The sequence below is a fragment of the Micromonospora sp. CNZ309 genome, from assembly GCF_002846525.1.
This window is the reverse complement of the sequence record NZ_PJNG01000001.1, coordinates 534,494-549,483: the sequence shown is the minus strand read 5'-3', so window position 1 is coordinate 549,483 and position 14,990 is coordinate 534,494. Positions and strand designations below refer to the sequence as shown.

Here is a 14,990-nt window from a genome sequence, read left to right as displayed (position 1 = left end):
CATGACCACGAGGTGTTGCGACGACCGGTTGAGTCCGCCCTGCACGCCCTGGTCGGAGTGGAAGATCACGCCGTGAGCCCGGCCGCCGCGGGCGGCGACGGCGGCGTCGAGGGCGTCGGTGACCAAGCTGGTGCGCATGTGGGTGTTGATGGACCAGCCGATCAGCCGTCGGGTGGCGATGTCGATGACGGTGGCCAGATAGAGCCAGCTGGTGCCGACGCGTAGGTAGGTGATGTCGCCGCACCACCGCTGGTCGGGCGCGGTGGCGGTGAAGTCCCGGCCGATCAGATCCGGCACCGGCGGGGCGGCCGGATCCGGGATCGTGGTGCGTTTGCGGCGGCGCAGGTGCCGGCCCACCACGTCCCGCTGCTGCATGATCCGCTCGACCGCTTGCGGTTGACCCGCACACCCTGGTCGCGCAGCTCGACGGTCACCCGTGGGGATCCGTAGGCGCCGCCGGAGTCGGCGTGGATGGCCCTGATCTGCTCGGCGAGGACGTCCTCGCTGGCGGCGCGAGCCTGCCGGGCCGGCTCGCTGGCGGCCCAGCGGTAGAACCCGGAGCGGGAAACCGCCAGGACCCGACACAGCTGCTTGACGCCGAACGTGGCGCGGTGGGCGGAGATGAACCGGAAGCGGCTGGTCACCGATCCATCTCCTTCGCGAAATAGGCGGCTGCCTTACGCAGGATCTCCTTCTCCTGCCGCAACTCCGCGACCTCACGCCGCAGACGGGCGATCTCGGCGTCCTTGTCCGCGACCGACAACCCGTCCCCACCCGAGGCGGGCGCAACGGCCCCAGCCCGGCGTTCAGCGGCGCGGACCCAGTTACGCAGCGTCTCGTGACTCATCCCCAGCTCACGGGCCACCTGGTTGATCGGCCGCCCCGACGAACGGACCAAGTCAACCGCGTCACGCCGAAACTCTTCCGTGTACTTCGATGGACGCCCCAACGGGGACAGCCCTTTCTCTGGACCAACATCCAGTCTCAGGGTGTCCACATCTGAGGGGGAAGCCCACCGGTGCCACGGGCCACGATGCCCTCAGACTTGCCCCATGCCACGGCGGCAGCCCCTTCGCTATGGTGACCGAGGGGTCAGGATGACACTTCCACGCCGCTTGTGGCGACGCCACCGTTGCTCGCCTGGGCTCTACCGGTTCGCTCCGCGTTCACTTCCCCGGGCACAAGGCCCGACGAGATCACCCCACTAATGGCTCGGCTTCCCGGTCCCTCGGCAACCGCGTCACCTGTGCGACGGGCCGACGCCCCGCCAACCATCGTCGCGGCGTTCACTATGGTGGATTGGCGGTAGGCCAACCAGGTCAGCACAAGGCCGGCCGCACTCACGGCCACGGAGATGAACATCCCAACGACGGCGACCCACTTCTCTGCGCGGTCGAGCCCTTGGCCGGTCAGGAACATCACGGATCCTGCTAGTCCGACAACCACCATCAGCGACGATACGATGACCCTGGCGAAACGACCCATTAGCACAGCATGACAGACCTCATGACCACGGGAACCGCGCCCGGGACTGCCGCGGTGGCGAAGAACGGGCCGGGACAGCCGGCGGATGATGCCGACGCGGAGCTGGTCGCCCAGCTCGTGAAGCAGGCCCGCGCGGCGGGCCTGCAGCTGACCGGTGATGGCGGGCTGCTGCAGCAGCTCACGAAGCGGGTCCTAGAGTCGGCCCTGGAAGGTGAGATCACCGACCACCTGGGCAATGACAAGGGCGACCCGGCCGGGGAAAACGGTGGGAACTCCCGGAACGGGGTGCGGTCCAAGACGGTGTTAACGGACGTCGGCCCAGTCGAGATCGAGGTGCCCCGCGACCACGACGGCAGCTTCGCCTCGCAGCTTGTGAAGAAGCGGCAACGCCGGCTGTCCGGGGTGGACGACATGGTGATCTCCCTGTCCGCCAAGGGCCTAACCACCGGCGAGATCCAGGCCCACTTGGCCGAGGTCTACGGCGCCGAGGTGTCCCGGCAGACCATCTCCACGACCACCGACAAGGTCGTCGAGGGCATAACCGAGTGGCAGAACCGGCCGACGCCGCACCGCCCTGGTCCGGGCAGTCCTCGGTCGACCACTGCTGCGCGGCGCCGCCGCTGTTGATGCCGCACTCCACAGCGTGGCGGGCCTTGTAGTCCTCGACGTCGAATGCTGGTGGCCTGCCGCCGGCTGCGCCGCGCTTCTTCGAGCGAAGCGGCCGGTCCAGTAGCTCGAGATGACCCGTGGGCGGCGGGCCGACCGATGAAGCCTCTTGCGAGAATGGTCGGCATGAGGCGATCGACCGTGGTTCTCGTTGGGACATGTGCCACAGTGGCTGTGCTGGGCCTGGTGTTCTGGCTCCTTGACGACAGCGGTGCAGGGAAGCTCGGCGGGGCGGTCTCGGCGCTGGCTTCGGTCGCCGCGGTCGGCATCGGGATCTGGGCCGCACTGCGTCGGCCGAACGGGAGTACCCGGGTGTCGGGCACAGGTCCGGCGGTCGCGCGATCATCCGGGACGGCGATCAGCGGGCTGTCGGCGTCGGCGGGTCGATCCCTGTCCGAGCAGCACGTCGACATCAAGAAGACCGGCCGGGCCGAGGCGGCGGGCGGCGGGCAAGCAGCCAGCGGCGCCGCCATCTGATCCAGAACAGCGAGCATCCGCGATGCCACGCCGGGTCGACGTCTCGCAGACGGGTGCGGCCACCGCAAGCGCTGGTGGCGTTGCCATCTCCGGCCTGCACTATGGCGACATCCATGTGTACGCGCCAGCGCCGCGCCGGTCGCTGTACCGCGACAGGGTGGTCACCCAGATAGCGCCGACGTCCCTGCAGGGGCGGGAGACCGAGCTGGACGAGCTCAAGCACTTCTGCACCGTGCCGGACGGCGAGCCCTACGTGTGGTGGCAGGCATCAGCCTGGTCGGGTAAGACAGCGATGCTGTCGTGGTTCGTGCTGAACCCACCACCGGGCGTACGCGTCGTCTCGTTCTTCATCACCGCGCGTCTCAAAGGCCACTCCGATCGATCGGCGTTCCTCGAGTTCGTGCTGGCCCAGCTTTCGGAGATCCTCGACGAGCCGATGCCGATGGTCACCGATGCCTCGAGCGAGGTCGAGTTCCGCGATCGTCTGGCACGCGCCGCCCGGCTCTGCGCGGAGCTGGGTGAACGTCTCGTCCTCGTCGTGGACGGGCTCGACGAGGATCGCGGGGTCGTGGCAGGCCCGGACGCCTACAGCATCGCGGCGTTGCTGCCGCAGGAGCTGCCCGACGGCATGCGGGTGGTCGTGGCCGGCCGCCCGAACCCGCCGATACCTGCTGACGTGCCCGCGGCGCATCCCCTTCGGCGACCGTCGGTCGTGCGGGCCCTGGCCGCCTCACCGCATGCGATGGCGGTCCAAACGGACATGCGCCTGGAGATCAGGCGGCTGCTGCTCGGTTCGGACCTGGAGCGGGACCTGCTCGGTCTGGTCACGGCCGCGGGAGGTGGTCTCAGCGGGCCCGACCTCGCCGAACTCACGCATACCCCGTTATTCGTCGTCGATGAGCACCTTCGGACGGTCACGGGCCGCAGTTTCGCCAAACGACCGGCCGGCTGGCGACCCGATGCACATCCCGAGGTGTATCTGCTCGGACACGAAGAGATCCAGGTGGAGGCGGTCAACCGTCTCGGGGACGCCGCGTTGCGGGAGCACCGGAAGCGGTTGCACGAGTGGGCGGACAACTACCGCAACCGCGGCTGGCCGCCGGAAACCCCGGAATATCTGCTTCGTGGTTACAGCCGCCTGCTGCACGAGATCGGCGACCTGCCCAGGATGCTCGCAATCGCCACCGACCGGATGCGGCACGATCGCCTGTTCACAATCAGCGGCGGAGATTTCGCCGCGCTGGGGGAGATAAGCGCGGTTCACGAGATACTCCAGGCCGGGGCCCCCGACGACCTCGCGAGTTTGGGACGTGTGACAGTGCACCGCCTTCGTATCACCAAACGAGCGGAGAGCATCAGGGTCAATCTGCCGCACGTTTGGGCCCGGCTCGGTCAGCACGAGCGGGCAGAGACGCTCGCGCGGTCGATGCCGGACCCGGACCGCCGGGCGTGGGCGCTCGCGGGCGTCGCACGAGCGGTTGCCGCCGACGGTCACACGGAGAAGGCTATGCAGATCGCGGACTCCGTCACCGTGCCGCGCTGGCGTAGCTATGGCCTGACCGGGGTGGCTAGAGTGCTGGCCCTCGGCGGTGAGCTCGACCGGGCACGGCAGTTGGCGCTGCAGGCGGAGGAGATCGCCGAAGGCGTGGAGGCGATGGGCGGCCTGATGGAGGTGTACGCGCTCTGCGGAGACAACGAGCGGGCGTGGCGCACGTTCCGTTCCCGCAAACGTGACGATGATGCGTGGGCTCTCGCCGGGCCGCTGGCAACCGCCGGGGATGTCGCTGGAGCGCAAGAGTTGGCGGCATCAATAGACCAGTCGCGGTGGCGCACGTATGCCCTCATCGGAATCGCTCACGCCCTCGCCAGGAGCGGCGATCGAAGCCGGGCTCAGGAATTCGCTGCGCAGGCCAGCGACCAGGCCGCAATGCTCGACGGGTCCGGAATTCGCGGCTTCGCGATGGCGCCCCTGGTCGCCGTCCTGTTCGAGATCGGAGAGCAGGAACAGGCCGCGCGCCTCGCCGATCGGATCGAGGAGATCATTACCTCGGCCGAGCCGACCTTCTACCGGGCATACGCATGGGCGGAACTGGCCAAAGCCGTCGCCGTAACCGGGGATCTGGACCGGGCCGGCGAGTACGCGGAGCGTGCTGAGCAGGCCACCATGGCGGAGATCGACATAGATCGCGAGCTGGCCGCCCTCGTGCATCCGTTGCAAACCATCGGTGAGCCCGAACTGGCCCGGCGGGCCGCTCAGCAGGTCACAGAGCCTTACGTACGCGCCTGGGCGCTGACAGCGGTGATCGACACGGCCGGCGATCCTGCCTTGGCGCAAGCGAAAGCGGCGGCGTTGTCCATCGCCGAGCCAGGTTTCCGTCTCGACGCGCTCGGCGCCGTCGCCGACGTGGCGTTGCGCGTTGGCGACGTACCGACGGCTCGGGCGCTCGTCGACGAATCTGTCGAGGTTGCCAGAGCGCTCAGCGATAACTTCTATGCAGTCTCGGGCCTGGCGCCGGCCATCGGGCTCTCCGCCCGCCTCGGTGAGAGCGGTCGAGCACGCGAGTTGGCGAACCGGGCGGAAGAGGAGGCAACCTCGATCAGCCATCCGTCGGTCCGGGCGGCAACCATGGCTCCGGTGTTGACCGCCTTGGGCGTGTGCGGGGAGGTCAACCTGGCGTGGGAGCTGGCTCAGCGCCTGGAACGATTCGCCGTCGAGGCTGGCGACCGCCTCGACTCTGACGGCGCGCGGGCACTTCTGGCGGCGGCGCTCGCTCCAGCGGACCGAGAGCACGCGACGGAGGTTGCCCGTCGCATAGAGAACCTGGCAGCGATGATGTTCGGCTCCGGTGGCCTCCCTGTGGCGCTGACCGGTGACTTCGATCGAGCGGAGCAGATTGCCAGAGCCATCGATAATGGACCGGCGCAGCTCTTCCTGGCGCAGTTGGCAGACGCTGCCGCTGCGAACGGCGATCCGCGACGGGCGCTCCGGCTGGCCCGCGAGGCGGCACAGGCTCCCGCCACGGATATCGAATTGTGGCATGACGGGGCACTCGTCATACTCATCGGCGCAATGGTCCGCCTCGGTGAGCGCGATCAAGCCGCCGACCTCGCCGCCAAGCTCCGCAGCCTCCACGACCGGGTCTGGGCGGTGGCCGAGTCCGCTCAGGACCCAGCCCAGCAGCGCGTGGCGGTCGCCTCCGCCCTGCGGGTCACCGACTGGTCGCCGGTCTGGCAGCCGGTCCTGTCACCTTTTGATTCGAGACCGCCGGAGCTACAGAAGACTCTGGTGCTGATGCCTGCCTACATCCTCGCAGCCGCCGCACCCGAGGCCCTGAAGACCATCACCGAGGAGCTACTCCTGATTGCGCAAACATAAGGTTCGACGGTGATCCGAGTCGTCGCGGCACTGAGATGCTTTTCCACCTTCCACCTTCCACCTTCCACCTTCCACGTCACAAACACCGCCCCTGCCCTGCCGGCACCGGCGTGGCCGCCTCCCGCAGGCGTAGGTGTCAGGGTTCGGATCTACTGGTCGGCAAGGGGGACGCCGACGCTGATCTGCCTGCCGGCGATGCTGATCCCGCCGCGGCCGTTGACGACCTGGTCGACCTCGACCGCGGTGGTCTGTGGCTCAGGCTCTGGCAGCGGAGGCGGGCCGGCCTGGGTGCCGCCGTCAGCGAAGAGCCGGGCGAGGTCGCGTGGGACAGCCGGGATGGGCATGGACCCTGATACTGGCGGTCCAGTTGGAACCACGGGGTCAGTTTTCAGGCGGAGCCGACAGGCGGGTCCAAGGCAATGCAAGGTTCTCGGCATGGGGGCGTACCGCGCCGGGTCGTGGGGTGAAGTGACCCCCTGAGACCGGACCCTCCGGCAAACCGGGGGAACCTCAGACACCGTCTTTCCCGGTATCGCCGCCACACGTATGGCGGCGCTACCGCACTCGTGGCACCTCTTGGCGATCGAGACACTACTCAAAGTGTCAGCCTTACGACAGCGTCGACCCTTTTTGTCGCATCGACAAAAAGCTATGGTCGAGCGGTGCCCGATGACACCTGGGAACCACCCCTGATCCTGCTCGCTGTCGATCTCGTGATCCTCACCCTGCGCGGTGGTCGTCTAAACCTGCTTCTCGTGCGGCGCGGTGTTGAGCCGTTCGTCGGGCGGGCAGCGCTGCCTGGTGGGTTCCTCGCCGATGAGCGCGAGGACATTCTCAGCGCCGCCCGCCGGGAGCTGCGGGAGGAGGCGGGGCTCACCGACATCCCGCACCTGGAGCAGCTCGGTACATACGGCGACCCCGACCGTGACCCTCGTGGACGCGTGGTCTCCGTCGCCCACCTCGCCGTCGTGCCGCGCCTTCCCGAGCCCGTCTCTGGGACCGACGCCGCAGCCGCTGAGTGGACGCCAGTCGACGACGTACTGGCCGCGCGGGTACCGCTCGCCTTCGACCACTTGCGCATCGTCGTCGACGGGGTGGAGCGTGCTCGCTCCAAACTGGAGCACACAGACTTGGCGACGGCCTTCTGCCCGGAGGTCTTCACCCTCACAGAGCTGCAGCAGGTCTATGAAGCCGTCTGGGGCACCCCGCTCGATCCCCGCAACTTCTACCGCAAGGTCCAGGGCACGAAGGGCTTCGTGGTCCCCGCCGGTCCGCCCCGTGCCACGGGCACCGGCCGCCCGGCCCGCGTCTACCGCGCTGGTCCGCGCCGGAACCTCTACCCGCCCATGATCCGCACGGTTCCGACCGTCGCAGCCGGAGGAGACGAGAGATGACCAGACCCGTGGTCGTGCTCACCGCACTGGACCTCGAGTACAACGCAGTTCGCGAACGTCTCACGAAAGCCGAACCGCACGTACATCCGATGGGCACGCGCTTCGAGCGTGGCACCGTGACCGGAGGCTCCTGTGAGATCATTCTCGGCCTTGTCGGCAAGGGCAACCACCCCTCCGCCGTCATCGCCGAGCGCGCCATGACCGAGTTCGACCCGGAAGCGATCATCTTCGCCGGCGTGGCCGGGGCGCTCTGGCCCTCCGTCGGCCTCGGCGATGTCGTCGTGGCCACCCACGTGTACGCCTATCACGGCGGCACCAGCGAGAGCGACGCTTTCCGCACCCGGCCTCGCGTGTGGGAGATCCCCCATGCCTGTGATCAGCTCGCCCGGCATCTTGAGCGGGAGCGAGGCTGGGCGCGGGGCCTCGCCGGAGGAGTGCCCAAGGTGTGGTTCGGCCCAATCGCCGCAGGAGAGGTCGTCCTCGACTCGGCGTCCTCGCCCGAGGCCGCGCACATCCGTGATCACTACAACGACGCGTTGGCGGTGGAGATGGAGTCGGCCGGGGTCGCCCAGGCCGCCCACCTGAACCGCTCCCTGCCGGCCGTCGTCGTCCGCGGCATCAGCGACCGCGCCGACGGGACCAAGGTCCACACCGACGGCGAGAGCTGGCAGCCGCGTGCCGCCGCCAACGCCGCGGCCTTCGCCCTCGCGCTCGCCCAGGAAATCGGGGCGCAGTATGGCTCCTCCCCTCGCCGTCCTCGGAAAGAAGCAGGTGGTGCGTCGATGTCCGGCTCTGTCAGAAACGTCGCCAAGGGCAACGCTCACGTTGGATTCCAGGCACACACCGTTCACCACGCGACCGTCTACGGCGCGCCGGGCGGTGCGGGCGGGGAGACATTCCACGATCAGCTCGCGGACTTGCGCGCCTCGCTCCGTAAGTGCCATGAGGCGGGTGACGTGGACGCGGTCACATACCGCGCGGCGGAGCAGGAGATGGACGCAGCCGCCGCCGACGTACCTCCGGCCGACGACGAGGCACGGAGCCGCGCGACCACGGCCCTGCGAAAGCTGCGCGGCCTGCTGCTGGACTGGACGGACCTCGCCACCCGGGTCGCGGGGCTCATGGCGGCTCTGCGGGACCTGTCATGAGCGCCGGACCGCAGGAGAGGACGTTCACCAACGTCGCGGACGGCGATGCCCGGGTGGGTTTCCAGGCCCAGGAGGTCCACATCGAGGGCGGATACCACGTCAGCGACGACGACCCGCCGGAGCGGCAGTTCGAGGTCGGCCTCCGCTACCTGGAGATCAGCGCCCCACCCGAGGCGAGAGAGCTGATCATGAAAGCCATCACCCGGGGCTATAGGAACTCCCGCGCCTACTTCTATCTGGCGCTTGCACTGTTGAGCGGCCGTACCCTGCAGAGCTTGACGGACCAGGAACTCGCGCAGCTGGCACACGTCCGCCGCTGGGCGGCGCAGCGCTCCGAAGATCCCTGGGCCCGTGGCATCAACGCCGTCGGCTCGCTGCTGGACTCGCTGCCGCAGACTACGGCGGAAACTCCAGACCCAGCCGCGATCGGTGTAGTGGTCAAGGAGTTCGAATCGCTCAACCCGCCACTGCAGGAAAGCATCCTCAACCACCTCGAGGTTTTCTTGGCCGGACCGCACCAGGACTGGACCTGGCAGAAGACGTTCGCGGCCGCCCGGCGGGACAGGACGGCCAAAGACCGGGTCGAGCGGGTGTGGAAGTTCTTCCAGCCCAAGCCGATCCCTCCCCGACCGGTTCCGCCGCAACCGATCCGAACCGACGCGGCGGACTATCTACGCGCCCTCGGCGGCTCGGCACTGCTCCTCATCACGGGTTTCGCGGTGGTCCAGTACGCCTGGGCCCACTCATGGCTTCGCTCCGCCGGCTACCTGATGGTGGTTCTTGGAGCCGTCGTCGTCGCGGTCCGGGCCGGATTTACGATCAGGCTGGCTCGGCATCGACGCCGGGCGGCCCGTCAGCGTCTCACCTTCACACCCCAGCGTGCTCCCACACAGTCCAACCGGTTCGCCTCCGCGATGGACTCCTTGTTCGACCGCTACTTCGGGCGTTACCTGCCGCCGGACATAGCCCGGGAGATGTGGCTGGCTGAGACGGCGGGCATCCGGCAGACCCTCCGTAACGAGCTGGTCGAGCTGTATCGGGAGCAACCGGTCGACGCCAAGCGGGTCGCCTGGCTAGTGAGATTCCTCGCCAGCGACGTCAAGCGGCAGTGGCTCAGCGGTGAGCTGACCGCAGATCCCGAGGACTCCCGAGTGCCATCCTCGGCGCGGACCGCCTTCGGCATCGCAGTGTTCGCCCTGGTGGTTACCGGGCCGCTGCTGCTGTGGCAGGCCCTCGTCGAGGCGCCGTTCACGACGGTGATCGCGACGGCCGGAATCGTGGCTGGGGCCCGGCTCGCCATCCAGGGCTGGCTCGCGATCCTCCTCGAGGGCCACCGCTACCGGGACGACATAGACCGGGTCCGGCGCGACTACGAGGACCGGTGCGCGGCGTACGACAGGTGGGTGCGCAAGTTGGAATCGAAGCCGACCGACGCTGAGATGGCGCACTGGCTCGACTGCGACCGCAAGATCCTGGTCGAGGACACGCTGCGGCACTACCGCGTGGCCGCGCAGGACGTGATAGCGCACGCCTTCATCGAGGCGCCCGTGCCCGGGTGCAAGCGGGCCCGGGTCAGCAAGGGACCCTGGCGCTACTCGCGATACAAACTTCTCCTCTTCCTGCTCACCAAGGACGGGGTCCGCCAGGTCACGGTCACCCTCGACTTCGAAACCATGGAATTCGGCGATCGGCAGCGTCTCACCTACCAGTACAACTCGGTCGTGGCGGCGCACGTCGTGGATGCCCGCAACGGCGAGAAAAAGCTCTCCCTTACCCTGACGAACAATCCCCGGGACGAGCTGACGATCACCGGTGAGTGGCCAGGCATGCCGGAACTCGGCGACGACGACCGCATCGCCTCCCAGGTCTCGCTCGACGCCTCGGGCCTCGAACGCACCCTGCACGTGCTAGAGGGCATCGCTGCCGAAGGCAAGGAATGGATCACCCACGAGAACCGCCGAGAACGCGCCGGCCTCCGGCGGCTCGTCGCCGCGATGGAGGGCTGACAAATGCGATGCTGCTCGGCGCGGGGTCAGGGTCGGGCAGCACTGCGGTTCGGGATGCTGCGGGGTGGTGCTCGGTGACACGGACGTCATCGATCCAGCCTCGCTCAGGGGTCAGCCGGCTGGTCCTGCGGACCTGCTACGGACGTTAGTGCCGACACCTGTCGAAGGGTTGGTGATGTCGGCTAGCTGTCGGCCCGGCACCTAGCGCTGACCCAGGGTCCGGGCGTGAAGAGGCCGCCACACCACTGCGCCGACCGGGTTGCCCTCAGAACAGTAGAAGCGCGTCGAACTCCGGTTCTTCGTCCCTGCTGGCCATGACACCGCGGCTGCCGCTCATACGGCGGCGGCCCGCGGGACCACCGCCCACCACTTCCCCCCGCCCCCGCCACCCGTGCATGCCGGGGGGTGCTCATCCTTGACGGATCGACAAGTAGGACCGTCACATGCAGGCAGGACATACGGGGTTGTCGCGATGCTGTCGCAGCCGAACGGGGCAACGGTAGAGGTGGCAGAAGCTCACCTCTACCGAGGAGGACGTCATGAGACAGAACCCGAACCGTGGCCGCGTCTACCGCTGCTGCGCCTGTCGTGACAGCGCCGGCCGACTACTCCGCCCCCGGTGCCCCAAGCTGTCCAAGGCGCGGCACGGTGGCTGGGCGTTCGCCGTCGACCTGCCGAGCCTGAACAAGCGCAGCACCATGCGCCGTACCGGTTTCGCCACCAAGGCGGCGGCCTCGGCGGCCCACTCCCATGTGCTTGAGTGCGAGCGTGCCGGTGTCAGCCTCGACGACAGCGAGACGGTCGCCAGCTACCTCACCTGCTGGCTTGAGACCAAGTCCCCGAGCCTCAAGACGAACACCGTGAACCGCTACACCGCCTACATCCACAACGACCTCATCCCCGCGCTCGGCGCCGTGCCCTTGGAGCGGCTCACTCACGACCACGTCACCCAGTTCATCCAGCGTGAGCTCGCCGCCGGCCGCGGCCCGGTCACCCTGCGCCGCTGCGTGACGACCCTGTCGAGCGCGCTCAACGACGCCCGCCGCAACCACCGGCTGTCCCACAACGCCGCCCGCTTCGCCATGATCCCCCGACCACCGGAACCCGAACTCACCTGCTGGAGCACCAGCCAGACAAGCGCGTTCCTGCGGCACTGCCACGCCGTTGAGGATCCGCTCGCGGACCTGTTCGAGTTGATGGTCTGCACCGGGATGCGCAAAGGCGAGACTCTGGGCCTGCACTGGGCCGATGTGGACCTCGATGCGCGGGCACTCTTCGTGCGCTGGACGTTGGTCAGCGTCAACAACAGCCGCAGCATGTTGAACGCGCCCAAGACCCACGGCAGCCGGGCCTGGGTCGCCCTGTCCACCCGCGCCGTCGACGCGTTGCAGCGGCAACGCCGCCGCCAATGCCGGCAACAGGTGACCGCCCGCCATCACGACAATCTCGACCTCGTGTTCGCCAGACCCGATGGACAACCCCTACGGCCGCAGTACGTACTCGACCACCTGCGCCGCCTCACCGCCGACGCCGGGCTTCCGGCAATTCGGGTGCACGACCTGCGACACATCGCCGCCACGATCATGATCAACCAAGGGGTGCCGATCGCCGTGGTGTCCAAGACGCTGCGCCACAGGAACGTGGCCACCACCGTCGACATCTACGGCCACCTCACCCGCGACGCCGCCGCCGACGGCGTGAGCGCCACCTGCGCGGCCCTCGACGCGGCCGACGCCCGGGCCGCCTGAGCTGCACTGCAAGATCCGTGCGTAGATGCGACAGCAACGCGACAACACAGCCCTGAAACAACCACAGGGGATATGCCTCCGTCGGCATATCCCCTGATCAGATGCGTCGGGACGGCCGGATTCGAACCGACGACCCCTTGACCCCCAGACAACGATTCTGTCACGCGATGCCGGAACAGCTCGATACATCCGCATACCCGGACAGAACCACAGTACGCATCACGTCTCAATGCCATCTCATGCCGGCCGCTCCTCCCCTGGCGGGCCGTCGCCGTTACCGGATCCGTTACGGCGGACGGTCAAAGACCCACCCTGCCGCCCTGTCCAGGCTGCACTGTTGAGGAGAAACACTGCTTGCAGCGCGTCCTAGGATAGAGCTTGTCAGGCTCAGCCGGGGCGCTCTTTGCGATCAGCATGCTCTCAATAGCTGCGGCCGAGTTGGCCTTGGTGTTGCCGCCCGACGAGCCCTGGCATGCTAGCCGCGGCGCTGCCGCCAGCTTCCTGGGCGACGCGGGTTCCTCGTCGTCGTCCTGCGCGGGGCGGGCCAGTGCCACGGCCGCCACAGTCCGGTCCGCACGGCAGTTAGGCGTGATGAGCATCAGCTGCGCCAGCGACTCCTCGATCGTGACCAACCGATCCGCTGCCACCGCCGCATCCAGCCGAGCTGTCGTACCCCCTCCCCCCGCAGAGCCGGTTCCCGGCACGCGTCGGCGATGAGCGCGAACAGCGCCGCCTCGGCGACCCAGTCCTCGACGCCGAAATCGAGGTCCACCACCACGAACCTCGCGCCGGGCCGAGGTCGACCCACGGCTCATCCTTGACGTAGTGAGGTCTTTTCATCGTGATGGGCCTGGTCACGGTGGGGCGGGGAAAGGCTGTCGACATAGGAGGAGGCTCCCGGTAAGACAGCAGTCGACCAAAACCCGATGCCCCGACCGGGAGCTTCGCTGTGCTGTCTTACCCGTCCGCGGTCGCGCTGCCCAGCCGCACCCTGAACCACCTGGCCGGCCTCATCCGCGCCGAACGCATCCGGCGCCAAGGCCGATGGCGGCGCCTCGACGCAGGCCAGCAGGCCCTACTCGCCCTGGCCCATCTCCGCAACGGGGACACCATCGCCGTCTGGCCTGCGGCTTCGCGGTCAGCGTCAGGACGGCCTGGCGGTACATCCGGGAAGCCATCGACCTGCTCGCCACGCACGCCGAGGACCTGAACGCGGCCGTACGGCGCATTGCCCGGCTCGCGTACGCGATCCTCGATGGCACCCTGATCCCGATCGACCGGGTCGCGGACCAGAGGCCGTACTACTCCGGGAAGCACAAGCGCCACGGAGTCAACTTGCAGGTCATCGCGACTGCAAGGGACGCCTCATCTGGGCCTCACCCGCCCTGCCCGGCGCCGTACACGACCTGACCGCCGCTCGCACCCACGGCCTGATCGACGCTCTGAGCAGCGCCAACGTGATGACCTTCGCCGACAAGGCGTACCAAGGCGCCGGCGGCAGCACCCGCACGCCCTTCAAGCGCCGCCGTCACCGACCGCGGCTGTCCCGCCGGCAGAAGACCGTCAACCGGCACCACGCCAAGATCCGCGCCGTCGGCGAGCGCGCCGTCGCCACCCTCAAGGGCTGGAAGATCCTGACCAAGCTCCGCTGCTGCCCCCGACGCGCCACCGCGATCATCAAGGCCATCCTCGCCCTACATCACGCCCAGACCAGCCAAACCCACGATGAAAAGCGCTCAGTGCAAGCGGCCGTCGACGCTTTCCGGCACGAATACAACACGGACCGGCCGCACCAGTCCCTGGACATGGCCTTCCCCGCCGACCGGTTCACTCCAGCCCTCGCCGCAGAGCAGGTGGTGCCGGTGAAGCTGCCAGCCCGGCTCACCCAGCCCATCGACCAAGCCCTCGTCTCACCACCGCCGGACCCGAGCCCGGTGCCGCTGGCGGTGACGGGGGCGGTCGAGTTCGATCGGGTCGTGCCACCGTCCGGAAATCTCCAGGTCGCCGGGAAGCAGTTCTGGCTCGGCCCGGCCCGCTCCGGCGTGACGGTCACGTTCTGGGCCGACACCGATGTCATCCACCTCCTGATCGCCGGCGCCCGGCTCAAATCGGTGCGCTCACACCTGTCCGCCGCCGACCTCGCCGCCCTGCTCAGGCAGGAAGGCCGTCTCGCCGGTGAGCCGCCCTTGCCGCCGGCGCCACCGGGTGAGGCCGTCGAGGTCGACCGGACCATCAGCCGCGCCGGTCCCGTCTCACTAGGCCAGCACATCGTCCTGGCCGCCGAGATCCTGGGCGGGCAACGCGTCGGCATCCGCATCGACGACAAGACCCTGAGCTTCTTCGACCTCGACACCCGCCAGCTGCTGCGCACCCGACCCAACCCCCTCACCCCGGCCGAGGTGGCGCGGCTGCGAGGCGCCCGACCCGCCGGACCACCCCCGCAACCCGCGGCCGGACCAGTTCAGGTCCAGCGCCGCGCGTCCAACAGCGGCGTCGTCATGGTCGTCGGGCAGAAAGTCGCCCTCGGCCGGATGCATGCCGGCAAGACCGTCACCATCTACGTCACCGACACCGAGCTGGCCATCGCCTGCGACGACGGCACTCGCACCGTCCGACGCACCACCGACCAGCCCGTCCGCAACCTCAAAGCAAGCCGACCCCGCAAGACGGATCCGGTCACCGCATGACGA

General features: G+C 68.5%; 11 protein-coding genes and 3 pseudogenes. 8 read left to right on the top strand and 6 right to left on the bottom strand.

The annotated features are described in order from the left end of the window. Positions 1-45: 45 nt before the first annotated feature. From CLT72_RS32500 to CLT72_RS02530, 4 genes and pseudogenes are all read right to left on the bottom strand, one after another. Positions 46-294, bottom strand: a pseudogene (locus CLT72_RS32500) (DDE-type integrase/transposase/recombinase); the annotation flags it as partial. Further along, positions 285-644, bottom strand: coding sequence for an IS3 family transposase (locus CLT72_RS02540; RefSeq protein WP_101409334.1), 360 nt, complete (start codon positions 642-644; stop codon positions 285-287). The pseudogene CLT72_RS32500 and the gene CLT72_RS02540, both read right to left, overlap by 10 nt. Continuing rightward, on the bottom strand, positions 641-997 hold the full coding sequence (locus CLT72_RS02535) for a transposase (protein ID WP_101409333.1): 357 nt from the start codon (positions 995-997) through the stop codon (positions 641-643). The genes CLT72_RS02540 and CLT72_RS02535 overlap by 4 nt, the downstream gene beginning before the upstream one ends. Positions 998-1,092: 95 nt before the next feature. Beyond that, the gene (locus tag CLT72_RS02530) at positions 1,093-1,485 is read right to left on the bottom strand and encodes a hypothetical protein (protein WP_144082160.1); all 393 of its coding nucleotides are present in this window, start codon (positions 1,483-1,485) and stop codon (positions 1,093-1,095) included. A 9-nt stretch (positions 1,486-1,494) separates the two neighbouring features. Here CLT72_RS02530 and CLT72_RS02525 point away from each other — a divergent pair. The 3 genes and pseudogenes from CLT72_RS02525 to CLT72_RS02510 form a co-directional block, all read left to right on the top strand. Beyond that, a pseudogene (locus CLT72_RS02525) lies at positions 1,495-2,046 on the top strand (transposase); the annotation flags it as partial. A gap of 273 nt (positions 2,047-2,319) precedes the next feature. Further along, on the top strand, positions 2,320-2,628 hold the full coding sequence (locus CLT72_RS02515) for a hypothetical protein (RefSeq protein ID WP_144082159.1): 309 nt from the start codon (positions 2,320-2,322) through the stop codon (positions 2,626-2,628). A 22-nt stretch (positions 2,629-2,650) separates the two neighbouring features. Then, positions 2,651-6,004, top strand: a complete 3,354-nt coding sequence (locus tag CLT72_RS02510; protein WP_101409330.1) for a GTPase domain-containing protein — start codon at positions 2,651-2,653, stop codon at positions 6,002-6,004. Positions 6,005-6,153: 149 nt separating this feature from the next. Here the strand turns inward: CLT72_RS02510 and CLT72_RS02505 are convergent, their stop codons facing one another. Beyond that, entirely contained in the window at positions 6,154-6,348 is a 195-nt protein-coding gene (locus CLT72_RS02505; RefSeq protein WP_486484169.1) for a hypothetical protein, read from the bottom strand. A gap of 318 nt (positions 6,349-6,666) precedes the next feature. Here CLT72_RS02505 and CLT72_RS02500 point away from each other — a divergent pair, with 318 nt between their 5' ends. From CLT72_RS02500 to CLT72_RS02485, 4 genes are all read left to right on the top strand, one after another. Continuing rightward, the gene (locus CLT72_RS02500) at positions 6,667-7,398 is read left to right on the top strand and encodes an NUDIX hydrolase (RefSeq protein ID WP_101409329.1); all 732 of its coding nucleotides are present in this window, start codon (positions 6,667-6,669) and stop codon (positions 7,396-7,398) included. Beyond that, positions 7,395-8,546, top strand: a complete 1,152-nt coding sequence (locus CLT72_RS02495) for a 5'-methylthioadenosine/S-adenosylhomocysteine nucleosidase (RefSeq protein ID WP_101409328.1) — start codon at positions 7,395-7,397, stop codon at positions 8,544-8,546. Before CLT72_RS02500 ends, CLT72_RS02495 begins: the two co-directional genes overlap by 4 nt. Further along, positions 8,543-10,552: a hypothetical protein gene (locus CLT72_RS02490; protein WP_101409327.1), complete on the top strand. Its 2,010-nt coding sequence runs from the start codon at positions 8,543-8,545 to the stop codon at positions 10,550-10,552. Before CLT72_RS02495 ends, CLT72_RS02490 begins: the two co-directional genes overlap by 4 nt. Before the next feature lie 539 nt (positions 10,553-11,091). Continuing rightward, positions 11,092-12,300, top strand: coding sequence for a site-specific integrase (locus tag CLT72_RS02485; RefSeq protein WP_101409326.1), 1,209 nt, complete (start codon positions 11,092-11,094; stop codon positions 12,298-12,300). 598 nt (positions 12,301-12,898) lie between these two features. On the opposite strand, the gene CLT72_RS02480 is transcribed toward CLT72_RS02485, so the two are convergent. Then, positions 12,899-13,108 carry a hypothetical protein gene (locus tag CLT72_RS02480; RefSeq protein ID WP_144082158.1) on the bottom strand — a complete coding sequence of 70 codons (210 nt, stop codon included), beginning with the start codon at positions 13,106-13,108 and terminating at the stop codon, positions 12,899-12,901. Positions 13,109-13,249: 141 nt separating this feature from the next. On the opposite strand from CLT72_RS02480, the pseudogene CLT72_RS02475 reads away from it, so the two are divergent. Then, a pseudogene (locus tag CLT72_RS02475) lies at positions 13,250-14,018 on the top strand (transposase family protein); the annotation flags it as partial. Between the last annotated feature and the right edge of the window lie 972 nt (positions 14,019-14,990).

Bases quoted from the DNA above. Each gene is read 5' to 3' on its own strand.
- CLT72_RS02530 (WP_144082160.1), bottom strand. From the start codon at position 1,485: ATGGGTCGTTTCGCCAGGGTCATCGTATCGTCGCTGATGGTGGTTGTC.
- CLT72_RS02510 (WP_101409330.1), top strand. From the start codon at position 2,651: ATGCCACGCCGGGTCGACGTCTCGCAGACGGGTGCGGCCACCGCAAGC.
- CLT72_RS02505 (WP_486484169.1), bottom strand. From the start codon at position 6,348: ATGCCCATCCCGGCTGTCCCACGCGACCTCGCCCGGCTCTTCGCTGAC.
- CLT72_RS02495 (WP_101409328.1), top strand. From the start codon at position 7,395: ATGACCAGACCCGTGGTCGTGCTCACCGCACTGGACCTCGAGTACAAC.
- CLT72_RS02490 (WP_101409327.1), top strand. From the start codon at position 8,543: ATGAGCGCCGGACCGCAGGAGAGGACGTTCACCAACGTCGCGGACGGC.
- CLT72_RS02485 (WP_101409326.1), top strand. From the start codon at position 11,092: ATGAGACAGAACCCGAACCGTGGCCGCGTCTACCGCTGCTGCGCCTGT.